Below are 20,886 nucleotides of genomic sequence, written 5' to 3' on the forward strand. Positions count from 1 at the left end.
ACGCGGGCGGGGCGTTCGCAACGCAAAACTTATACCGCAACGCCGGTCTGGCACCACCGCGCAGTCATCTTTCTGTTTATCGTCGCGCCGAGCGATCTGCCACCGGGATCGACAACGGTTCTAGAGCTGCCTGACCTTCAGCGAACGTCCCTTGATGCGCCCTTCATTCAGGCGCTTGAGTGCCTGCCTGGCCACCCCGCGCTCGACCGCGACAAAGGCCTGGAAATCGAACAGCGCGATCTTGCCGACCTGGCTGCCGGCGATGCCCGCCTCGCCGGTCAGCGCGCCGAGGATATCGCCCGGGCGCAGCTTGTCCTTGCGACCGGCGGCGATGCACAGCGTCACCATCGGCGGCTGCAGGGGCTCGCCGGCCTTGGCCTTCAGACTGTCGAGCGGCTGCCAGTTCAGCGGCGTCTGCTGGAGCTTTTCGATGGCCTGGGCGCGATGCGCTTCGGCCGGCGCCACCAGACTGACCGCCAGACCGCGATTGCCGGCACGCCCGGTGCGGCCGATGCGATGCACGTGAATCTCCGCATCGCGCGCCAGTTCGACGTTGATCACCATGCCCAGCGCGTCGATGTCCAGGCCGCGTGCCGCCACGTCGGTGGCTACCAGCACCGACAGGCTGCGGTTGGCGAACATGGCCAGCACCTGATCGCGGTCGCGCTGCTCCAGATCGCCGTGCAGCGCCATCGCCGAGATGCCGCGCGCGCCGAGGTAGTCCACCACGTCCTGACACTGCTGCTTGGTGAAGCAGAATGCCACGCAACTCTGCGGGCGGAAGCTGGCGAGCACACGCAGCACGGCCTCCAGGCGCTGCTCGGCGGCGATCTCGTAAAAGCGCTGTTCGATCTGCACGTCATCATGCAGCGCGGCGACCTTGACCGACTGCGGATCGCGCATGAATGTCGTCGCCAGCTGCTGGATGCCGGCCGGGTAGGTGGCCGAGAACAGCAGGGTCTGCCGCCGCGCGGGCGTCTGCGCGATGACCTCGGCGATGGCGTCGTAGAACCCCATGTCGAGCATGCGGTCGGCTTCGTCGAGAACCAGCGTGTTGAGCCCGTCGAGGCTCAGCGTGCCCTTCTTCAGATGCTCCTGCACCCGCCCGGGGGTGCCGACGATGACGTGCGCGCCATGCTCCAGCGACGCGATCTGCGGGCCGATGGATACACCGCCGCAAAGCGTGAGGATCTTGATGTTGTCCGCGGCCCGGGCGAGCCGGCGCAGTTCCTTGGCGACCTGGTCGGCCAGCTCGCGGGTCGGGCACAGCACCAGCGCCTGGCAGCCGAAGTAGCGCGGGTTGAGCGGCTCCAGCAGGGCGATGCCGAAGGCGGCGGTCTTGCCGCTGCCGGTCTTGGCCTGGGCGATCAGGTCGCGGCCCTTGAGCATGACCGGCAGGCTCTGCGCCTGAATCGGCGTCATCTCGGTGTAGCCGAGCGCGGCGAGGTTGGCCAGGGTGGCGGCGGAAAGGGGTAGTGAGGAAAAGTCGGTACTGGACACGGCGGGAGTCTTCGCAAGGGAGGCGGACGGCAGTCTATCAGGCAGCCGGTACGGGCGCCGCACCGCGCCGGCCGGGTCATCCGTATGGCTGGCGAAACGTTCTGAAAGCTATGTGAGCGGAACCCCGCACGGGGCTGTTGATCGAAAATTGTCCATTTCCCCATTGAGGAGGTCGTTTTGTCCCGCGCTTTGTTCTTTCTCGGATTGTTTGCACTGCCAGTCTTGGCAGACGAGCCAACCCTGTATGGTCGCTATGAACACATCAGGATCGAAGAACTCGGCAAGATCCTGCCGGCCAAGATGGACACGGGGGCTATGACGGCGTCTTTGTCGGCCCGCGACATCGAGCAGTTTGAGCGTGATGGCGAGGACTGGGTACGTTTCCGGCTGGCAGTCGATGGTGCCGATGACACCCTTTATGAACAGCGCATGCTGGGTATCAGCCGGATCAAGACGCGTGCGGAGGAGGGGAGTGCGGTCGATCCCGAGCGCGAACCGCCACGTGCCGAGCGGCCGATCATTGGCATGCAGCTGTGTATCGGCGATCAGCTGCGCGAGGCCGAGGTGAACCTGACGGACCGCACCCACTTCAGTTATCCCTTGCTGATCGGTACCGAGGTCATTCGCGACCTGCGCGCCGCGATCGATCCGGCAGACCGGTATACGGCAGGTCGCCCGACCTGCTGATCCGTCAGTGGAGTTCGCGCACCGCTCGACTCCTGCTGGTGCGCATTGCCACCCATCGCCGCGCTCTGCTTGTTCGGCGGTGGGTGATACCGGACGTGACCCGTCCGGGCAATGCTTTTTTCTAGCTATGAACTAGTGTGTCGCCAATCACAAGCGTCTGTTTTTATTTATCAGCGAAGGATTTAAACAAAAAGGAGGATGCTTGCCTTTGTGAAAGGATGATGTCCGTTTTATTAATCTGGGATCGGCTGTCAAGTTGAATTGCCGATTGTTCGGCGAAGTATTTCGCCGTTATTGACTTTAAATTATTGAATTGAAGCTTAGCGAGGTCTAGGCGTCTCGATTTTTGCGACCGGTGAGTCGGTTTTGTGACCGGCCGGTTCATGTTTCAAGATGTTGCTGCGGGCTGCGCATCGGCTTTAACCTGGGGGTCAGGCTTCGGGGGAGGTGCGAAGTCAGGTGCGCCTGGCAGCTGGTTTTACCCGTATGAGGGGCTTCGCTACGTCTGCGCTGCTTCGCTCGTCCTACTAAAGTCGGGGCTTTCATTGGCGAAGCCTCCTTTGTTAGATTCGGCAATGTGGATTCCATTCCCTTGCAATAATAATAAGATGGAGAACGCGTCAATGGCTGACAACAATAACGAAAACGCGACTGCGTACTGGAAGGCGAATGTTCGCCTTATAGTATGGAGCTTGGTGGCGTGGGCCTTCGCGGCCTATGGCCTGGGCATCATCCTGCGTCCGATGTTAATGGGCATTCACATCGGGGGTGCGGATATAGGCTTCTGGTTTGCTCAACAAGGCTCGATTATCACGTTCCTTTTGATCATCTTTCACTACGCGTGGCGGATGAACAAACTGGACAAAGAATTCGGCGTTGAGGAGTAACCCATGAGCCAGTACTGGATAAACATGCTGTTCGTGGGCGCGTCCTTTGCGCTCTATTTCGGTATCGCGGCCTGGGCCCGTGCCGGTTCCGCCAAGGAGTTCTATGTCGCCGGTGGTGGCGTCCATCCCGTAACCAACGGTATGGCGACCGCAGCGGACTGGATGTCTGCGGCCTCGTTCATTTCCATGGCCGGCATCATCGCCTTCGGCGGTTATGGCACCTCGGTCTACCTGATGGGCTGGACCGGCGGCTACGTGCTGCTGGCGATGCTGCTGGCGCCCTACCTGCGCAAATTCGGCAAGTTCACGGTACCGGATTTCATCGGTGACCGTTTCTACAGCCGTGGTGCGCGTCTGGTAGCGGTACTCTGCCTGCTGCTGATCTCCCTGACCTACGTAATCGGCCAGATGGCTGGTGCCGGTATTGCCTTCTCGCGCTTCCTGGAGCTGAGCAACGAGGCCGGTATCTGGATCGCTGCAGCGGTCGTGTTCGTCTACGCGGTATTCGGCGGCATGAAGGGCATCACCTACACCCAGGTGGCGCAGTACGTCGTGCTGATCATTGCCTATACCATCCCGGCAGTGTTCATCGCCTTCCAGCTGACCGGCAACCCGATTCCGTCGCTGGGCATGATCGGTAACGACGTCGAAACCGGCCTGCCGCTGCTGCAGAAACTGGACGCCGTGGTAACGGATCTGGGCTTTGCGGCCTACACCGCCGACACTGATAACCGGCTGAACATGATCCTGTTCACCCTGTCGCTGATGATCGGTACTGCAGGTCTGCCGCACGTGATCATCCGCTTCTTCACCGTACCGAAGGTGGCTGATGCGCGCTGGTCGGCTGGCTGGACGCTGATCTTCATCGCCCTGCTCTACCTCACCGCTCCCGCGGTGGCCTCGATGGCTCGTCTGAACCTGGTAGATACCGTCTACCCGGATGGCCCGAAAGGACAGGCGATCCTCTATGAAGAGCGCCCGAACTGGATCAATACCTGGGAAGACACCGGTCTGATCAAGTGGGAAGACAAGAACAGCGATGGTCGGATCCAGATGTACAACGACGCCAACGCTGCCTTTGCTCCGACTGCGCAGGAGCGCGGCTGGAACGGCAACGAGCTGACCGTCAACAACGACATCATCGTGCTGGCCAACCCGGAAATCGCCAACCTGCCGGGCTGGGTCGTCGGTCTGATTGCTGCCGGTGCTATCGCTGCTGCGCTGTCCACAGCGGCGGGGCTGCTGCTGGCGATCTCCTCGGCGTTCAGTCATGACCTGATCAAGACGTTGATAAATCCGAAAATCAGCGAGAAGAACGAGATGATTGCCGCTCGTCTCTCGATGACCGGTGCGATCATCTTGGCTACGTGGCTGGGTCTGAACCCGCCGGGCTTCGCGGCACAGGTGGTGGCGCTGGCGTTCGGTCTTGCGGCATCCAGCCTGTTCCCGGCGCTGATGATGGGGATCTTCTCCAAGCGCGTGAACAGCAAAGGTGCGGTTGCGGGGATGCTGGTCGGTGTGGTGAGCACTGCCGTGTACATCTTCCTGTACCTGGGCTGGTTCTTCATCCCGGGCACCAATACCTTCGCCAACGTGCCGGCTGAGTGGATGTTCGGTATTTCCCCGCAGGCCTTCGGTGCCGTTGGTGCGATCCTGAACTTCGCCGTCGCCTACGCCGTGTCGATGGCTACCGAGGCTCCGCCGCGGGAGATCCAGGACCTGGTCGAAAGCGTTCGCACTCCGAAGGGTGCTGGCGCGGCGATTGGCCACTAAACGATAATGCGTCCGGACGTCAGCGCGGCTGACGCGAGGTTGAAGTAAGAATCGGGCTTCCATCTGGAAGCCCGATTTTTTTGAGGAAGTGATCTATGTTCTGGCATCTCATCGCAGCAGCGGCTGCCGCTTTGGCGGGTGCAGGGATTGCGTTGCTGCTGCGCTCCCTGTCCGGCAAGCGGTTGCCTATGTGGATCATCCCGGTGTTTGCCGGGCTGGGCATGTTCGGCTACACGATCTACTACGAGTACACCTGGTTCGAGACGTCGCAGGCCCGCCTGCCACAGGGTTCCGTGGTGGTGACCAGCGAGGAGGGCCACATGCTGTGGCGGCCCTGGACGCTGCTGTTCCCTATGCCGCTGGCCTACACGGTGCTCGACAGTACCAACGTGCAGATTCAGGACGTCGCGCAGGGACGCCTGGCTCGGTTCGTCCTGTATCGCTTCGAGAAGCAGCACTTGGTATCCACGGTGAAAAGCGGCAAGTACCAATTGCTCTGCAACGAGAAGGCGATGTTCCGGCTGAACGATGCCGGCGAGGCCAAGATGGAAACGCTGACCGAACTGGAAACGGACGCCCCGCTTTACCAGGCCATCTGCACCCGGCCATAGACTTCCCTGACTCGCACGAGCAGCAGTCGCGCTGCTCGCGGCGAGGTGTGCGCACCGGCGTGGCTGTTCGCGCAGATGAAATCAGAGCGAGTGTCGCGCGACCTGCTGCGAGCGCTTCCAGCAGCGGACGCGCTGAGCCAGCTCATCGATGCGTTCGATGCCCAGGCGGCGGGCGCGGCTCATCAGGATCAAGGCGATCTGCGCCGTGGCCAGCGCATCGGCGGAGGCATGGTGGCGCTGCGGAATGTCGATATGGAAGTACTGCAGCCAGTGGTCGAGTCCGCCGCGGTGAATCATGGCGTGCGGGAACAGCATCGGCGCAAGGTCGGCCACGTCGAGAAAGGTGTTCTGCAGGGTGTAGCCCAGCTCTTTCTTTAGCGCACGACCCAGCATGCGCTCATCGAACGGTGCGTGGAATGCAAGGATCACGCTATCACCGGCGAATTCCATGAAGCTGAGCAGCGCGTCGGCCGGTGGCAGGCCGCTGGCCAGCTCGCTGGGCGCGATGCCGTGAATCAGCACACTTTCGCTGAACTTGATCTGACGGTTGAGTGTGCACTCGAACTGCTGGGAGAAATCGATCGCCGCGTTTTCGATGGTCACCGCGCCGATGGAAATGACCAGGTCGCGCTTGAGATGCAGGCCGGTGGTTTCGAGGTCGAGTACCACCATGCGCTGTTCGCGCAGCGGGGTTCCGTCCAGCGCGGCGGGGCGCTTCAGTTTGGCCAGGCGTTGCTGCTGATCGAGCGTGAGCTTCGGCCCGCGCGGGTGGAACCAGGTCATCTTCATCTCGGATCTACAACTGATAGCGCACGGCCAGGCTCGTCTGCAGACGCTGGGCCTGGCGGAAGGATTCGCGCAGGATACGGCGGTCGAGTGCGTTGAGCGTATCCGGGTCGAGCCGGTTGGAATAGGGCGCCTCGTCGCGCGCCTGTTGCTGGTGATGCTGCATGCGGGTCTGCTGGATGAAGTGGTAGGCCTCTTCGTAGGCGGCGCCATCCTTGGCGTCGATGATGCCTTTCTCGACCAGACGGCGCAGGCGCTCGAGCGTGTTGCACTCGCCGATTCCATTGGCCAGCGCCAGAAGCCGGGCGCCGTCGACGAAGGGGGTCAATCCCTGAACCTTGAGGTCGAGCGTATCTTTGCCGTCGCCCTTGCGCGCCAGCACGAAGTCGCGGAAGCGGCCCACCGGCGGGCGGTGACGCAGGGCGTTGTCGGCCATCATGCGCTGGAAGATGCGATTGTCCGCCACTTCGGCAAGCAGATCCTGGCGCAATTGTTCGCAGCCCTCCTGCGGACCCCAGACCGCACGCAGGTCGAAGAAGATAGTGCTGCTCAGCAGGTTCTCCGGCGTCGCTTCGCGCACGAATGCGCTGAAGCGCCGGCCCCACTCTTGGCGCGACAGGCACAGCTCGGGGTTGCCAGCCATGATGTTGCCGCGGCACAGCGTGAAACCGCAGGTGTCCAGGTCGCGGTTGATGCGTTCGGCCAGCGGCAGCAGCCGTCCGCGCCGAAGAGCGGCCTCGGCGGCATCGGCCGCTTCGAAGAGGATGCCGTTGTCCTGGTCGGTGTGCAGGGTCTGCTCGCGGCGACCTTCGCTGCCAAAGCACAGCCAGGTGAAAGGCACGCCCGGGTCGCCCATGTCGCGGATGGCCAGCTCGATCACCCGCCGCACGGTGTGGTCGTTGAGCAGCGTGATGATATGGGTGATCTGCGTCGAGGAAGCGCCATGCGCGAGCATGTTGTCGACCAGTTGCTTGATGCGGCCACGGATCGCCACCAGCGCTTCGACTCGGTCGGCGTGCCCGATGGTCTGCGCCAGATGCACCAGATCGACGCGCTGCAGGGAGAACAGGTCGCGTTCGGAAATCACGCCCACCAGCTGGCCGTTGTCGACCACGCAGACATGGGCGATGTGGCGCTCGGTCATGGCGATGGCGGCATCGAAGGCGGTCGCTTCCGGCGGCAGGTGGAACGGTTCGTGAGTCATGTAGCAGGAAATCGCCGCGCTCAGTGCGCCGGCCTCGGTGCCGATCACGCGGCGCAGGTCGCGCAGCGTGAAGATGCCCAGCGGATGTTGCTGTTCGTCGACGATGACGATGCTGCCGACGTTGTTCTGCTGCATCAGTGCCACGGCCTCGCGCAGCGGCAGGGCCGGCAGGCAGGCGACCGGATGGTGCACCGCAAGCTCGCCAATGCTGGTTTCCAGCGAGTAGTTCTCGCCCAGGGTCTCGACGGCTCGTATTTGCGCCTGCTGGTTGACCAGGTCGAGCAGGCTGCTGACGCCACGGATAGCGAAATCGCGGAAGGGACTGGAGATCGAGATCAGCTGGACGAAGGCCGGCTTGTTCAGCAGGAGGCAGAAGGTGTCCTCAGCGGCCAGATGCGCGGTGCGCGTGGCGCGCTCGCCCATCAAGGCGGCCATCGGGAAGCACTCGCCGACGATCACCTCGAAGGTGGTTTCGCTGCCGCGCTTGGCACTGTGCGGACGCTGTCCGTGCACGCGGCCCTGCTTGACGATGTAGAAGTGCTGCACCACGCCGTCGTCGGGCGAGATGATGTGCTCGCCGGCGGCATAGAAGCGCAGCTCGCAGTTCTCCACCAGGTAGGCGAGGTGAGCCTTTTCCATCAGGTTGAACGGTGGGAACTTGCGCAGGAACTCCATGGTGCCGTGGATGTTCTGCAAGACGGCGGTCTTGCCGGCGGCGGCGAGGGCGTCAGCTGTGCTCATGGCGGGATTCCGTTTTTGTTCATGTTCGGCTGCGGCCGGACTCGGGCACATTGGACGTAAGTCTAGTCAGCCGACGGCGTGGGGGGACTGATCGGGATCAGCGTAGGGGCTGGGAGTCCGTCTCGGCCGCAGTGGTGCATTGCGCCCGCTCGGTGTGTGATAGGGGCAAAAAAAATGCCAGTCAGCGGGGCTGACTGGCATCGGATCGGTCGGCGGCGAACTGATTCTTCGCCGCGGCGGATCAGAACAGCACGCGGCTGCGGATGGTGCCGTTGACCTGCTGCAGCTTCTCCAGCGCGAGGTCGGAGTATTCCTTGTCGACGTCGATCACCACGTAGCCGACCTTCTCGTTGGTCTGCAGGAACTGGCCGGCGATGTTGATGCCGTTGTCGGCAAAGACCTTGTTGATCTCGCTCATCACGCCCGGGATGTTCTGGTGGATGTGCAGCAGGCGATGCTTGCCCGGATGCGATGGCAGCGCCACTTCGGGGAAGTTGACCGAGGAGACGGAGGTGCCGTTGTCGCTGTAGCGCACCAGCTTCTCGGCTACTTCCAGGCCGATATTGGCCTGCGCCTCGGCGGTGGAGCCGCCGATGTGCGGAGTCAGGATCACGCGATCCAGACCGCGCAGCGGGCTGACGAACTCTTCATCGTTGGACTTGGGTTCGACCGGGAACACGTCGATGGCGGCGCCGATCAGGTGTTCGTCCTTGATCGCGGCGGCCAGGTGGTCCAGCTCGACCACGGTGCCGCGGGCAGCGTTGATCAGGATGCTGCCCTTCTTCATGGCGCGGATTTCCTTCTCGCCGATCATCCACTGGGTGGACGGCAGCTCCGGCACGTGCAGCGAGACGATGTCGCACATGCCCAGCAGGTCGTACAGCGAGCCGATCTGCGTGGCGTTGCCCAGCGGCAGCTTGGCGACCACGTCATAGAAGAACACTTGCATGCCCAGCGCTTCGGCCAACACCGACAGCTGGGTACCGATGGAGCCGTAGCCGATGATGCCCAGCTTCTTGCCGCGGATCTCGAAGGAGTTGGCCGCCGACTTGATCCAGCCGCCGCGGTGGCACGCGGCGTTCTTCTCCGGGATGCCGCGCAGCAGCAGGATGGCTTCGGCCAGCACCAGTTCGGCCACCGAGCGGGTGTTGGAGTAGGGCGCATTGAACACCGCGATGCCGCGTTCGCGAGCGGCGTTGAGGTCGACCTGGTTGGTGCCGATGCAGAAGCAGCCGACGGCGATCAGCTTCTTGGCAGCATCGAAGATTTCCTCGGTCAGCTGGGTGCGCGAGCGGATGCCGATGAAATGTGCGTCGGCGATCTTTTCCTTCAGCTCGTCGCCGGTCAGCGCGGTCTTGAGGTATTCGATGTTCGAGTAACCGGCGGCCTTCAAGGTGTCGAGGGCGTTCTGATGGACACCTTCGAGAAGAAGGAACTTGATCTTGCTCTTGTCGAGTGAAGTCTGGCTCATCTGCATTAAAACCTTTAAGGCCGGAGGTGAAGACAAGTGTCCAGCGAAGGCTGGCCGCACCGGCTGCACGCGGTGTGGGAAGTCTGCCGAGGCACGTTTCGAAGGGGTGCGTATGCTAGCATACGCACCCTCTGAATCACCCATTTCCGAGCTGAAGCGTACTCAGGGTGACCATGAATCATATGAGTGTTCCCGCGATGACCGACTCCTCCCTGATCGCTGAATTGCAAACCCTGGTAGAGCCCGGCAAGGTGCTGACCGACGTCGATTCGCTGAACGCCTACGGCAAGGACTGGACCAAGCATTTCGCGCCGGCGCCGTCGGCCATCGTGTTCCCCAAGAGCATCGAACAGGTGCAGGCCATCGTGCGCTGGGCCAACACCCGCAAGGTCGCGCTGGTGCCGTCGGGCGGGCGCACCGGGCTTTCGGCCGCCGCCGTGGCGGCCAATGGCGAGGTGGTGGTGTCCTTCGACTACATGAACCAGATTCTCGAATTCAACGAGATGGATCGCACCGCCATCTGCCAGCCCGGGGTGATCACCGCCCAGCTGCAGCAATTCGCCGAGGACAAGGGCCTGTACTACCCGGTGGACTTCGCGTCGGCCGGCTCCAGCCAGATCGGCGGCAACATCGGCACCAACGCCGGCGGAATCAAGGTGATCCGCTATGGCATGACGCGCAACTGGGTCGCCGGGCTCAAGGTCGTGACCGGCAAGGGCGATCTGCTGGAGCTGAACAAGGACCTGGTCAAGAACGCCACCGGCTACGACCTGCGTCAGCTGTTCATCGGCGCCGAGGGTACCCTCGGCTTCGTCGTCGAGGCGACCATGCGCCTGGAGCGTCAGCCGACCAACCTTACGGCGCTGGTGCTGGGTACCCCGGACTTCGACTCGATCATGCCGGTGCTGCACGCGTTCCAGGACAAGCTGGACCTGACCGCCTTCGAGTTCTTTTCCGACAAGTGCCTGGACAAGATCCTCGCCCGCGGCGACGTGCCGGCACCATTCGAAACCCGCACCCCGTTCTACGCACTCCTGGAATTCGAGGCCACCACCGAGGAACGCGCCGAGCAGGCGCTGGCGACCTTCGAACACTGCGTCAACGAAGGCTGGGTGATCGATGGGGTGATGAGCCAGAGCGAGCAACAGTTGCAGAACCTGTGGAAGTTGCGCGAGTACATATCCGAAACCATCTCCCACTGGACACCGTACAAGAACGATATTTCGGTAACCGTGAGCCAAGTGCCGGCCTTCCTGGCCGATATCGACGCCATCGTCAGCCAGAACTACCCGGATTTCGAGGTGCTCTGGTACGGTCACATCGGCGACGGCAACCTGCACCTGAACATTCTCAAGCCCGAGGCACTGACGAAGGAGGAGTTCTTCGCCAAGTGCGCGGCGGTGAACAAGTGGGTGTTCGAGACCGTCGAGAAGTACAACGGCTCGATTTCCGCCGAGCACGGTGTCGGCATGACCAAGCGCGACTACCTGCAATACAGCCGCTCGCCGGCGGAAATCGAATACATGAAGGCGGTCAAGGCGGTGTTCGATCCGAACGGAATCATGAACCCCGGGAAAATCTTCCCGCTCTGACCCGCCGGGTGGGAAGTGACTATCGGTCCTTGCCCACCTCGATCGCTACCCCGGTGGAAGCGCTGCGCGGTTTCCACCCCGAGTTCGAGGACAACCATGAATTACCAGCACCAGTACACCGACGGTACGCCGATTCACTATCCCCTGGGCAAGGTCGTCTGCATCGGCCGCAACTACGCCGAGCATGCCAAGGAGCTGAACAACCCAGTGCCCAGCGAGCCGCTGCTGTTCATCAAGCCGGGCAGTTGCGCGGTGCCGCTGGCGGGTGGCTTCAGCATCCCGGCCGATCGCGGCACGGTGCATTACGAGGCGGAGATTGCCGTACTGATCGGCAAGCCGCTGTCGCGCAAGCCGGGCGAGGAGGAGCTGCGCGACGCGATTTCCGGCTTCGCCCCGGCGCTGGATCTTACCCTGCGTGACGTGCAGGCGAAGCTCAAGGAGAAGGGCCATCCGTGGGAGATCGCCAAGAGCTTCGATGGCGCCTGCGTGCTCGCGCCCTTCGTTCCCGCCAGTGCCGTCGACGATCTGTGCGACATCGGCATCCGCCTGAGCATCAACGGTGAAGTGCGGCAGGATGGCAACAGCAGCCAGATGCTCAACGCCATCCTACCGTTGCTGCAGCACATCGCCGGGCACTTCAGCCTGCAGCCCGGTGATGTCGTGCTGACCGGCACGCCGGCCGGCGTCGGCCCGCTGCAATCTGGTGATCAGCTGGTCTTGGAGCTGGTGGGACTGTCACGCTTCGAGAGCCGAGTGCTCTGATCCTTCGGCGAGCGAGTGCGAGGTAATCCACGTTTTCCAGCGGCGGCCGCCATGCTGTAATGCGGGCCCTTTCGCTGGAACCCTCTCCATGCTCGCCGTTCCTGCTCGCTCATCTCGCTGGCGCCTGGCCATCAAGGCCGCGCTGTTGCTGGTGTTGATCGCCGTGCTGGCTGCCGGCCACCTGTTGCACTGGGATGATCAGCTGCGGCTCTACTGGCGCGAACAGTCGGTCGGCGCCGAGCAGCGCGCTGCCAGTATCTGGTTGCCTGACTACGAGCTGGCGTTGGAAACGACCCTGCTGGGACTGGAAGAGGATGAGATATCCGGGCTGACCTGGAACCCACTGTCGGGCACGTTGTGGACCGTCACTGGGCAAAATCCACAATTGGTTGAGTTCACTCCTGGTGGGGTGGTGCTACGCCGTATACGTCTGCTCGGATTCTCCGATCCGGAGGCTGTCGAAGCGCTGAACGACGGGAGGCTGGCGATCGTAGACGAGCGCCGTCGGTTGGTGGCGGTGGTTCGCCCCGAGCTGGGCATGGAAAGCGTCGACCTGGACGATCTGGCGGTGCATGACCTTGGCTTTGCCGAAGCCGGTAACAAGGGCTTCGAGGGACTGGCTTGGAACCCGCATACGCAACGCCTGCTGCTGGCCAAGGAGCGCGACCCGCAGGGCCTGTTCGAGCTGCCATTCCCCGGTGAAGACGGCAGTGTCGGCGTGCTCGAAGCACTGCCGCGCCAACCGCTGCTGGTGCGCGATATCTCCTCGGTGACCATCGATCCACGCAGCGGGCATACGCTGCTTCTCTCCGACGAATCGCGGCTGCTGGTGGAGCTGGACCTGCGGGGGCGCCCGCGCAGTTTCATCAGCCTGTTCGGCGGCCTCAACGGGCTGGTGCATGGGATCGAGCAGGCGGAGGGGGTGGCGATGGATAGTGAAGGCAATATCTATGTAGTCGGCGAGCCCAACCGCTTTTACGTGTTCAGCCGCCGACCGCGCTGAGCATGCCATTCAGCTTGGCGTAAGCCAGAGCGTGGCACGCTGGACGACCTCAGTCTGGAAGCAAGCCGCTTATGCACGTAGCCTCGCGATCTGTTGCGTTTTCTATCCTGGCCGCTCTGCTGGTCACCCTCTCGGCCATCACCGCCTGGCATTTTCAGCTTCCCGAACGGGCCTGGTTCGAGTTTCAACAATGGCGCTATGCAGATCAGCGCCGGGAGCGTTCGTTATGGCTGCCGGATTACCGTGCGGTGGTTCAGGCGCAGGTGATAGAGGGGGTCGAGGATGACCTTTCCGCGCTCACCTACGACCCGGACCGCAACAGCCTGATCGCGGTGACCAACGGCAATCCGCGGTTGCTGGAGCTGAGTCTGGAGGGGCGGCTGCTGCGCTCGGTCCGCCTGGAGGGGTTTGGTGATCCCGAGGCCATCGAGTATGTGAGTCGCGGCGTCTACGTGATTAGTGACGAGCGCGAGCAGCGTCTGTTGCAGGTGGAGGTCGACAAGCAGACCTCGGTGATTGATGCGAGCGGTGCCCGGCAACTGTCGCTCGGGATCGGCCGCAACGGCAACAAGGGGTTCGAAGGATTGGCTTACGATGCGCCCGGGCGGCGACTTTTCGTGGCCAAGGAACGTGATCCGCTGCGGATCTACGAGATTCGCGGATTCCCGCATGCGGACCCGGAAGAGCCCTATGCCGTGCACGTGCAGGATAATCCCCGGCGCGATGCCGGCCTGTTCGTGCGTGACCTTTCCAGCCTGCAGTACGACGAGGCGAGCGGTCATCTGCTGGCCCTGTCGGACGAGTCGCGGCTGGTGGTTGAGCTGGATTTGGCCGGGCGGCCGCTCAGCAGTCTGCGGCTGACGGCGGGTCAGCATGGGCTCGAAGCAGACGTGCCGCAGGCCGAAGGCATCGCCATGTCGGCCGACGGCACGTTGTACCTGGTCAGCGAACCGAACCTGTTCTACGTGTTTCGCAAGTAGCCTTTGCGGATCACGCGACCGGTGCGGCGCTTTCATCTTGCAGCGCCGCGTCCGGCGCGTGATTGCGCACCGATTCGCAGCCGTGCTCGGCGCTGCTGAGGCTGGCATACATCTGGCTCTGGCCGATGATCTGCCCGTTGGTGGCCTTGAGCACGAAGTAATGTTTGCCGCTGCTCGACTCTTTGATCTCGAACGCGCCTTCGCGGGTGGCATTCTTGCGTACCGAATCGATGCCGTTGACGGCCGAAGCGTGAGCTTTGTATTGCTCGCTGGTGAGAATGACCTGGCCGTTGCTGGCCAGCAGGTTGAAATGGAACTGACCGTTGGCGGTTTTCTTCAACTGGAACTTGCCGGGCATGGCGACACCTCCTGTGGCGAGCTGCGCCGGAGCCGACGCAGTATCCACAAGCGTAGCCGCAGCCGAGCGAAACTGCCGCTTCGCTTCAGCGCGTCAGCGTCTGTACGCCGCCGGCGGTGCCGAGCAGCAGCAGATCGGCCGGACGCATCGCAAACAGTCCGTTGCAGACCACGCCGACGATGTCATTGATCTTGCCTTCGAGTTCCGGCGCGAAGCCGATCATCAGGTTGTGCACGTCGAGGATCACGTTGCCGTTATCGGTCACCACGCCGTCGCGATAGACCGGGTCGCCACCAAGCTTCACCAGCTCGCGGGCGACGTGGCTGCGCGCCATCGGAATGACCTCTACCGGTAGCGGGAAGGTGCCGAGCTGTTCGACCAGCTTGCTGTCATCGGCGATGCAGATGAAGGTCTTGGCCACGGCCGCGACGATCTTCTCGCGGGTCAGCGCGGCGCCGCCGCCTTTGATCAGCTCGAGGTGCTTGTTGGCCTCGTCGGCGCCGTCGACGTAGAACTCCAGTTCGCTGACCGAGTTCAGGTCGTAGACCGGAATGCCGTGCTGCTTCAGGCGCTCGGCGGTGGCCTCGGAGCTGGCTACCGCTCCATCGAAAAAGCCCTTGTGCCTGGCCAGCAGGTCGATGAAGAAGTTGGCGGTCGAGCCGGTGCCGACGCCGACGATGCTGCGGTCGTTGAGCTTGGGCACGATGTAGTCGACAGCGGCCTGGGCGACGGCCTGCTTGAGCTGATCCTGGGTCATGGAGGGTCCGGGGCTGGATTGACGAGGCGACGATTATAGCCCGGAGTCGGCGGCGGCTGGCCCGACCGATGGGCCGGTGCCGGGATGGCCGATTGCCGGTGGTCGCCGCGGGTGCCGCGGAGTAGACTCGCCCGATCCCTCCGTAATGCCCGCCAAGATAGCCAGAATGCTCGAACACTACGTCAAGAAGATCCTCACCTCGCGCGTCTACGACGTCGCCGTCGAAACCCCGCTGCAGCCCGCCCGTCAATTGTCCGAGCGCATCGGCAACCAGATTCTGCTCAAGCGCGAGGACCTGCAGCCGGTGTTCTCCTTCAAGGTGCGTGGCGCCTACAACAAGCTGGCGCAGCTGTCGCCGGAGGAGCTGGCGCGCGGCGTGGTCACTGCGTCGGCCGGCAACCACGCCCAGGGCGTTGCGCTGGCGGCCAAGCAACTGGGGATCAAGGCCACGATCGTCATGCCGCGGACCACGCCGGAGCTGAAAGTGCAGGGCGTGCGCGCCCGCGGCGGCAAGGTGGTGCTGCATGGCGATGCGTTCCCCGAGGCGCTGGCCCATTCGCTGAAACTGGTCGAGGAGAAAGGGCTGGTCTACATCCATCCCTACGACGATCCCGACGTGATCGCCGGTCAGGGCACCGTGGCGATGGAAATCCTGCGTCAGCATCAGGGACCGATCGACGCGATCTTCGTGCCGGTGGGCGGCGGCGGGCTGGTGGCAGGCATCGCGGCATACGTGAAGTACCTGTACCCGCAGACCAAGGTGATCGGCGTCGAACCGGACGATTCCAACTGCCTGCAGGCAGCAATGGCGGCGGGCGAGCGCGTCGTGTTGGAGCAGGTCGGGCTGTTCGCCGATGGCGTGGCGGTGGCGCAGATCGGCCAGCATACCTTCGAGGTCTGCAAGCATTACGTCGACGAGGTGATCACCGTCAGCACCGACGAGATCTGTGCGGCGATCAAGGACATTTACGACGATACCCGTTCGATCACCGAGCCGGCCGGCGCGCTGGCCGTGGCCGGGATCAAGAAGTACGTCGAGCGCGACGGCGTCAGCGGTCAGGTGCTGGTAGGCATCGATTCGGGCGCCAACGTCAACTTCGACCGCCTGCGCCACGTCGCCGAGCGCGCCGAGCTGGGCGAGAAGCGCGAGGCGATCATCGCGGTGACCATTCCCGAGCAGCCGGGCAGCTTCAAGGCGTTCTGCGAGGCGATCGGCAAGCGGCAGATCACCGAATTCAACTATCGCTACCACACCAATGGCGAGGCGCACATTTTCGTCGGTGTGCAGACCCACCCGGAGAACGACCCGCGTGCGGCGCTGGTCGAGGGGCTGCGCGACAAGGGCTTTCCGGTGCTCGATCTGACCGATAACGAACTGGCCAAGCTGCATATCCGCCATATGGTCGGCGGCCACGCGGCGGGCGTGAGCGACGAGATGGTGCTGCGCTTCGAGTTCCCCGAGCGTCCCGGCGCGCTGTTCAACTTCCTCAACAAGCTGGGCGGGCGCTGGAACATCTCGATGTTCCATTACCGCAATCACGGCGCCGCCGATGGCCGTGTCGTCGCCGGCCTGCAGGTGCCGGCCGAGGAGCGCCATTTGGTGCCGGCGGCACTGGAAAAAATCGGCTATCGCTACTGGGATGAAAGCGACAACCCGGCCTATCGGCTATTCCTCGGCTGATCGGGCGTCTAAGGAGAGCGCATGGACCACTACCTGCTGCTGCGAATCGTCCACGGTGCCTCGGCGGTATTGCTGATTCTCGGGATCGCCGCGCATCTGGCGTTGCTCTGGCGTAACTGGCGTCGCGGCGATGCGGCTGTGCTGCAAAACAAGCTGCGGCGAACGCGCCGACTGTCGCTGCCGTTGCTGGCGTTGCTCGGTCTTTCACTGCCGGTGAGCGGCTGGTGGCTGGTGCATCTGGCCGGCTGGCCGCTGGGCCAGTTGTGGCTGCTGGTCAGCTCGCTGTTGTTCTTGCTGCTGCTGCCGCTCGGGCTGCTGCTGGCCGGGCGCCTACGCGCCTGGGCCGCGCTCGGCGAGGCGCCGGCACCCGCGCGGTTGCTGGGATTCAGTCTGACCTATGCGGGACTGATCCTGCTGGTGCTGCTGGCGATCAGCGCGCTGATGGGCGCCAAGCCGGCCTGAGCCGGCGGCATCAGCGCAGCGAGATGATCTGCCAGCCACGCTGTTCGGCGATGCTGCGCAGGGTCGGGTCCGGGTCGACTGCGACCGGGTGGCTGACCCGCTCGAGCAGCGGCAGGTCGTTGCGCGAATCGCTGTAGAAATAGCTGCCTTCGAGCGACTGTCCGCTTTCGTCGAGCCAGCGCTCGATGCGCTCGACCTTGCCTTCCTGGAAGCAGGGGATGTCGGTCAGTCGGCCGGTGTAGCGGCCGTCGATCATCTCGCATTCGGTCGCCAGCAGGGTGTCGACGCCCAATCGTGCGGCAATCGGCCCGGTGATGAAACGGTTGGTCGCAGTGATGATCACCACCCGGTCGCCGGCCTCCAGATGCTGACGCACCAGCGCCTCGCCCTTGGCCAGCACGATGGGTTCGATATGCTCGCGCATGAACTCGGCGTGCCAGCGCTCGAGCTGCGCCATCTCGCTGCGGCCCAACAGCTCCTGGCAGAAATTCTGGTACGCGTGCACATCGAGCTTTCCATCGAGATAGTCCTGATAGAAGGCGTCGTTGCGCGCACGATAGGTGTCGACGTCCACCAGGCCGCGCTGGCAGAGAAACTCTCCCCAGGCGTGATCGCTGTCACCGGCCAGCAGGGTATTGTCGAGATCGAATAGAGCCAGGCGCACGGATGGATTCCTTCGCAAGATGAATGGCGGCGCCAGCATAACCAAATGTGGCGGCTGCGCCAGACCTGCTCGCGCTTCGCTGCGTCCGACGATGCGGAAACTGGCGGCGTGCCGCGCTTTCGGCTGATCGCCGTTTTGTGGAACAATGCGGCGACATGCGTTTGCGAGGTTGCTAGCCGTGATCGATTCCGATGGTTTTCGCCCGAATGTCGGCATCATCCTCACCAATGATGTCGGGCAGGTGCTGTGGGCGCGGCGGATCAACCAGGACGCCTGGCAGTTTCCGCAGGGTGGCATCAACCCGCGCGAGACGCCCGAGGAAGCGCTGTACCGCGAACTGAACGAGGAAGTCGGGCTGGAAGAGCGGGATGTGAACATCCTCGCCTGCACCCGTGGCTGGTTGCGCTATCGTCTGCCGCAGCGTCTGGTGCGCACGCACAGCCAGCCGCTGTGCATCGGCCAGAAGCAGAAGTGGTTTCTGCTGCGCCTGACCGGCGCCGAAGAACGGGTGCGGATGGATCTGACCGGCAAACCCGAATTCGATGGTTGGCGCTGGGTCAGTTACTGGTATCCGCTGGGCCAGGTCGTCACCTTCAAGCGCGAGGTCTACCGTCGCGCACTCAAAGAACTCGCACCGCGCCTACCCGTGCGGGACTGAAAGATCGGGGAGAAAGCCTCTGAGCATGCTCGGCACGCTGCGCAAGATTGTCCAGGAAGTGAACGCCGCCAAGGACCTCAAGGCGGCATTGGGCATCATCGTGCTGAGAGTCAAGGAGGCCATGGGCAGCCATGTCTGCTCGGTTTATCTGCTCGATCCGGAAACCGAACGTTTCGTGCTGATGGCCACCGAGGGCCTGAACAAGCGCGCCATCGGCAAGGTCAGCATGGCGCCTAACGAAGGTCTGGTCGGCCTGGTCGGCACCCGTGAGGAGCCGCTCAACCTCGAGCACGCCTCCGAACACCCGCGCTATCGCTATTTCGCCGAAACCGGCGAGGAGCGTTATGCGTCCTTCCTCGGTGCACCGATCATCCACCATCGACGGGTAATGGGCGTGCTGGTCATCCAGCAGAGAGAGCGCCGGCAGTTCGATGAAGGGGAGGAGGCATTTCTCGTCACCATGAGCGCACAGCTCGCCGGTGTCATCGCCCATGCCGAGGCGACTGGCTCGATCCGCGGCCTCGGTCGCCAGGGCAAGGGTATCCAGGAAACGCGTTTCGTCGGCATTCCCGGCGCGCCGGGTGCCTGTGTCGGCACCGCGGTGGTGGTGCTGCCGCCGGCCGATCTGGACGTGGTGCCGGACAAGACCGTCGATGACATCGGTGCCGAGCTGGCGCTGTTCGAGACGGCGCTCGAGGCGGTACGCGCGGACATGCGTGCGCTGTCCGAGAAGCTCGCCAACCAGATGCGCAAGGAAGAGCGCGCGCTGTTCGACGTCTACCTGATGATGCTCGACGACTCGGCGCTGGCCGGCGAGGTGGCCAAGGTCATCCGTACCGGCCAGTGGGCGCAGGGTGCGCTGCGCCAGGTGGTGACCGAGCATGTGCGGCGTTTCGAGCTGATGGACGATGCCTACCTGCGCGAGCGCGCCTCGGACGTCAAGGACATCGGTCGCCGCCTGCTCTCCTACCTGCAGGAGGCTCGCCAGCAGACACTCACCTACCCGGACAAGACCATCCTGGTCAGCGAGGAGCTGTCGCCGGCGATGCTCGGCGAGGTACCCGAAGGCAAGCTCGCCGGCATGGTGTCGGTGCTTGGCTCGAGCAACTCGCACGTGGCGATTCTGGCGCGGGCGATGGGCATTCCCACGGTGATGGGCGCGGTCGATCTGCCCTATTCGAAGGTCGACGGCATCGAGCTGATCATCGACGGCTATCGCGGCGAGATCATCACCAACCCCGGCAAGGTGCTGCGCGAACAGTACGCGGTGCTCGCCGAGCAGGAACGCCAGCTCTCCGAAGGGCTCGACGTACTGCGCGAGTTGCCTTGCGAGACCACCGATGGTCGGCGTATCCCGCTGTGGGTCAACACCGGCCTGCTCGCCGATGTGGTGCGCGCGCAGGAGCGTGGCGCCGAGGGCGTCGGCCTGTATCGCACCGAAGTGCCCTTCATGATCAAGGAGCGCTTCCCCAGCGAAAAGGAACAGATGGCGATCTATCGCGAGCAGCTGGAGGCGTTCCATCCGCTGCCGGTCACCATGCGCAGCCTGGACATCGGCGGCGACAAGTCGCTGCCGTATTTCCCGATCAAGGAAGAGAACCCGTTCCTCGGCTGGCGTGGCATTCGCGTCACGCTGGATCACCCGGAAATCTTCTTGCTGCAGACCCGCGCGATGCTCAAGGCCAGTGTCGGGCTGAACAACCTGCGCATCCTGCTGCCGATGATTTCCGGTCTGCGCGAGCTGGAAGAGGCGCTGCACCTGATTCACCGCGCCTGGGGCGAGGTGCGCGACGAAGGCCTGGACGTGCAGATGCCGCCGGTGGGCGTGATGATCGAAGTGCCCGCGGCAGTCTACCTCACGCGCGAGCTGGCGCGTCTGGTGGACTTCATCTCGGTCGGCTCCAACGATCTGACCCAGTACCTGCTCGCCGTCGACCGCAACAATCCGCGCGTCGCCGATCTCTACGACTATCTGCATCCGGCCGTGCTCGAGGCCCTGCAGCGCGTGGTCCACGAGGCGCACGCCGAGGGGCGCCCGGTGAGTATTTGCGGTGAGATGGCCGGCGATCCGGCCGCCGCCATGCTGTTGCTGGCGATGGGTTTCGATAGCCTGTCGATGAACGCTACCAACCTGCCCAAAGTCAAGTGGCTGCTGCGTCAGGTCAGCCTGCAGACCGCCCGCGAACTGCTGGCGAGAGTAATGGTGCTCGACAGCCCGCAGGTGATCCACGCCACCGTGCAGCTGACGCTGCGCAACCTCGGTCTGAATCGCCTGATCAACCCTTCCGCCGCGGTGTGATGCGGCGCTT

At 63.4% G+C, this 20,886-nt stretch carries 19 protein-coding genes; 12 read left to right on the forward strand and 7 right to left on the reverse strand.

Annotation, left to right across the window (positions count from 1 at the left end; translation table 11 throughout):
- Window positions 1-120 precede the first annotated feature (120 nt).
- Window positions 121-1,500: an ATP-dependent RNA helicase DbpA gene (gene dbpA, locus HU825_RS06830; RefSeq protein WP_234303181.1), complete on the reverse strand. Its 1,380-nt coding sequence runs from the start codon at window positions 1,498-1,500 to the stop codon at window positions 121-123.
- Between the two features lie 177 nt (window positions 1,501-1,677).
- On the opposite strand from dbpA, the gene HU825_RS06835 reads away from it, so the two are divergent.
- The 4 genes from HU825_RS06835 to HU825_RS06850 all read left to right on the forward strand — a co-directional run bounded on the left by HU825_RS06835 (window position 1,678) and on the right by HU825_RS06850 (window position 5,458).
- The gene (locus tag HU825_RS06835; protein ID WP_234303182.1) at window positions 1,678-2,187 is read left to right on the forward strand and encodes a retropepsin-like aspartic peptidase RloA2; all 510 of its coding nucleotides are present in this window, start codon (window positions 1,678-1,680) and stop codon (window positions 2,185-2,187) included.
- Window positions 2,188-2,810: 623 nt separating this feature from the next.
- Entirely contained in the window at window positions 2,811-3,074 is a 264-nt protein-coding gene (locus HU825_RS06840; RefSeq protein WP_043297837.1) for a DUF4212 domain-containing protein, read from the forward strand.
- Window positions 3,075-3,077: 3 nt separating this feature from the next.
- Entirely contained in the window at window positions 3,078-4,847 is a 1,770-nt protein-coding gene (locus HU825_RS06845; protein ID WP_043297838.1) for a sodium:solute symporter family protein, read from the forward strand.
- A gap of 95 nt (window positions 4,848-4,942) precedes the next feature.
- Window positions 4,943-5,458 carry a hypothetical protein gene (locus HU825_RS06850; RefSeq protein WP_043297839.1) on the forward strand — a complete coding sequence of 172 codons (516 nt, stop codon included), beginning with the start codon at window positions 4,943-4,945 and terminating at the stop codon, window positions 5,456-5,458.
- Window positions 5,459-5,539: 81 nt separating this feature from the next.
- Here the strand turns inward: HU825_RS06850 and HU825_RS06855 are convergent, their stop codons facing one another.
- The 3 genes from HU825_RS06855 to serA all read right to left on the reverse strand — a co-directional run bounded on the left by HU825_RS06855 (window position 5,540) and on the right by serA (window position 9,660).
- Entirely contained in the window at window positions 5,540-6,247 is a 708-nt protein-coding gene (locus tag HU825_RS06855) for a 3'-5' exonuclease (RefSeq protein ID WP_077682747.1), read from the reverse strand.
- Window positions 6,248-6,254: 7 nt separating this feature from the next.
- On the reverse strand, window positions 6,255-8,189 hold the full coding sequence (locus HU825_RS06860; RefSeq protein WP_077682746.1) for a putative nucleotidyltransferase substrate binding domain-containing protein: 1,935 nt from the start codon (window positions 8,187-8,189) through the stop codon (window positions 6,255-6,257).
- Between the two features lie 241 nt (window positions 8,190-8,430).
- On the reverse strand, window positions 8,431-9,660 hold the full coding sequence (gene serA, locus HU825_RS06865) for a phosphoglycerate dehydrogenase (RefSeq protein WP_138300911.1): 1,230 nt from the start codon (window positions 9,658-9,660) through the stop codon (window positions 8,431-8,433).
- 197 nt (window positions 9,661-9,857) lie between these two features.
- On the opposite strand from serA, the gene HU825_RS06870 reads away from it, so the two are divergent.
- The 4 genes from HU825_RS06870 (at window position 9,858) to HU825_RS06885 (ending at window position 13,997) form a co-directional block, all read left to right on the forward strand.
- The gene (locus HU825_RS06870) at window positions 9,858-11,252 is read left to right on the forward strand and encodes an FAD-binding oxidoreductase (RefSeq protein ID WP_043297842.1); all 1,395 of its coding nucleotides are present in this window, start codon (window positions 9,858-9,860) and stop codon (window positions 11,250-11,252) included.
- A gap of 96 nt (window positions 11,253-11,348) precedes the next feature.
- Window positions 11,349-12,014: a fumarylacetoacetate hydrolase family protein gene (locus HU825_RS06875; RefSeq protein ID WP_043297843.1), complete on the forward strand. Its 666-nt coding sequence runs from the start codon at window positions 11,349-11,351 to the stop codon at window positions 12,012-12,014.
- Window positions 12,015-12,102: 88 nt separating this feature from the next.
- Window positions 12,103-13,017: an SdiA-regulated domain-containing protein gene (locus HU825_RS06880; RefSeq protein WP_234303183.1), complete on the forward strand. Its 915-nt coding sequence runs from the start codon at window positions 12,103-12,105 to the stop codon at window positions 13,015-13,017.
- A 71-nt stretch (window positions 13,018-13,088) separates the two neighbouring features.
- Window positions 13,089-13,997, forward strand: a complete 909-nt coding sequence (locus HU825_RS06885) for an SdiA-regulated domain-containing protein (protein WP_054094402.1) — start codon at window positions 13,089-13,091, stop codon at window positions 13,995-13,997.
- 10 nt (window positions 13,998-14,007) lie between these two features.
- Here HU825_RS06885 and HU825_RS06890 read toward each other — a convergent pair whose 3' ends face one another.
- Entirely contained in the window at window positions 14,008-14,355 is a 348-nt protein-coding gene (locus HU825_RS06890) for a YegP family protein (protein ID WP_008568435.1), read from the reverse strand.
- An 85-nt stretch (window positions 14,356-14,440) separates the two neighbouring features.
- Complete coding sequence (gene rpiA, locus HU825_RS06895) at window positions 14,441-15,112, reverse strand: ribose-5-phosphate isomerase RpiA (RefSeq protein WP_234303184.1); 672 nt, start codon at window positions 15,110-15,112, stop codon at window positions 14,441-14,443.
- Window positions 15,113-15,278: 166 nt separating this feature from the next.
- Between rpiA and ilvA the strand changes: the two genes are divergently transcribed.
- Together ilvA and HU825_RS06905 are read left to right on the forward strand one after the other, a co-directional pair.
- Window positions 15,279-16,793 (forward strand): threonine ammonia-lyase, biosynthetic, encoded by a 1,515-nt coding sequence (ilvA, locus tag HU825_RS06900; RefSeq protein ID WP_043297848.1) that lies wholly within the window; start codon window positions 15,279-15,281, stop codon window positions 16,791-16,793.
- Between the two features lie 21 nt (window positions 16,794-16,814).
- Entirely contained in the window at window positions 16,815-17,255 is a 441-nt protein-coding gene (locus HU825_RS06905) for a DUF2269 family protein (RefSeq protein WP_054094405.1), read from the forward strand.
- A gap of 10 nt (window positions 17,256-17,265) precedes the next feature.
- On the opposite strand, the gene HU825_RS06910 is transcribed toward HU825_RS06905, so the two are convergent.
- Entirely contained in the window at window positions 17,266-17,919 is a 654-nt protein-coding gene (locus HU825_RS06910; protein ID WP_043297850.1) for a histidinol-phosphatase, read from the reverse strand.
- Between the two features lie 178 nt (window positions 17,920-18,097).
- On the opposite strand from HU825_RS06910, the gene HU825_RS06915 reads away from it, so the two are divergent.
- Entirely contained in the window at window positions 18,098-18,577 is a 480-nt protein-coding gene (locus HU825_RS06915) for an RNA pyrophosphohydrolase (protein WP_003286151.1), read from the forward strand.
- A 25-nt stretch (window positions 18,578-18,602) separates the two neighbouring features.
- Window positions 18,603-20,876, forward strand: a complete 2,274-nt coding sequence (ptsP, locus tag HU825_RS06920) for a phosphoenolpyruvate--protein phosphotransferase (RefSeq protein WP_008568429.1) — start codon at window positions 18,603-18,605, stop codon at window positions 20,874-20,876.
- Window positions 20,877-20,886 lie beyond the last annotated feature (10 nt).

It is taken from the genome of Pseudomonas phenolilytica (genome assembly GCF_021432765.1).
GTDB lineage: Bacteria > Pseudomonadota > Gammaproteobacteria > Pseudomonadales > Pseudomonadaceae > Stutzerimonas > Stutzerimonas phenolilytica.

Coding starts and splice junctions, on each gene's coding strand:
- HU825_RS06875 (WP_043297843.1), top strand. CDS start 11,349: ATGAATTACCAGCACCAGTACACCGACGGTACGCCGATTCACTATCCC.
- rpiA (WP_234303184.1), bottom strand. CDS start 15,112: ATGACCCAGGATCAGCTCAAGCAGGCCGTCGCCCAGGCCGCTGTCGAC.
- HU825_RS06850 (WP_043297839.1), top strand. CDS start 4,943: ATGTTCTGGCATCTCATCGCAGCAGCGGCTGCCGCTTTGGCGGGTGCA.
- HU825_RS06870 (WP_043297842.1), top strand. CDS start 9,858: ATGACCGACTCCTCCCTGATCGCTGAATTGCAAACCCTGGTAGAGCCC.
- HU825_RS06885 (WP_054094402.1), top strand. CDS start 13,089: ATGCACGTAGCCTCGCGATCTGTTGCGTTTTCTATCCTGGCCGCTCTG.
- HU825_RS06855 (WP_077682747.1), bottom strand. CDS start 6,247: ATGAAGATGACCTGGTTCCACCCGCGCGGGCCGAAGCTCACGCTCGAT.
- ptsP (WP_008568429.1), top strand. CDS start 18,603: ATGCTCGGCACGCTGCGCAAGATTGTCCAGGAAGTGAACGCCGCCAAG.
- HU825_RS06880 (WP_234303183.1), top strand. CDS start 12,103: ATGCTCGCCGTTCCTGCTCGCTCATCTCGCTGGCGCCTGGCCATCAAG.
- HU825_RS06890 (WP_008568435.1), bottom strand. CDS start 14,355: ATGCCCGGCAAGTTCCAGTTGAAGAAAACCGCCAACGGTCAGTTCCAT.
- serA (WP_138300911.1), bottom strand. CDS start 9,660: ATGAGCCAGACTTCACTCGACAAGAGCAAGATCAAGTTCCTTCTTCTC.
- HU825_RS06905 (WP_054094405.1), top strand. CDS start 16,815: ATGGACCACTACCTGCTGCTGCGAATCGTCCACGGTGCCTCGGCGGTA.
- HU825_RS06840 (WP_043297837.1), top strand. CDS start 2,811: ATGGCTGACAACAATAACGAAAACGCGACTGCGTACTGGAAGGCGAAT.
- HU825_RS06845 (WP_043297838.1), top strand. CDS start 3,078: ATGAGCCAGTACTGGATAAACATGCTGTTCGTGGGCGCGTCCTTTGCG.
- ilvA (WP_043297848.1), top strand. CDS start 15,279: ATGCTCGAACACTACGTCAAGAAGATCCTCACCTCGCGCGTCTACGAC.
- HU825_RS06860 (WP_077682746.1), bottom strand. CDS start 8,189: ATGAGCACAGCTGACGCCCTCGCCGCCGCCGGCAAGACCGCCGTCTTG.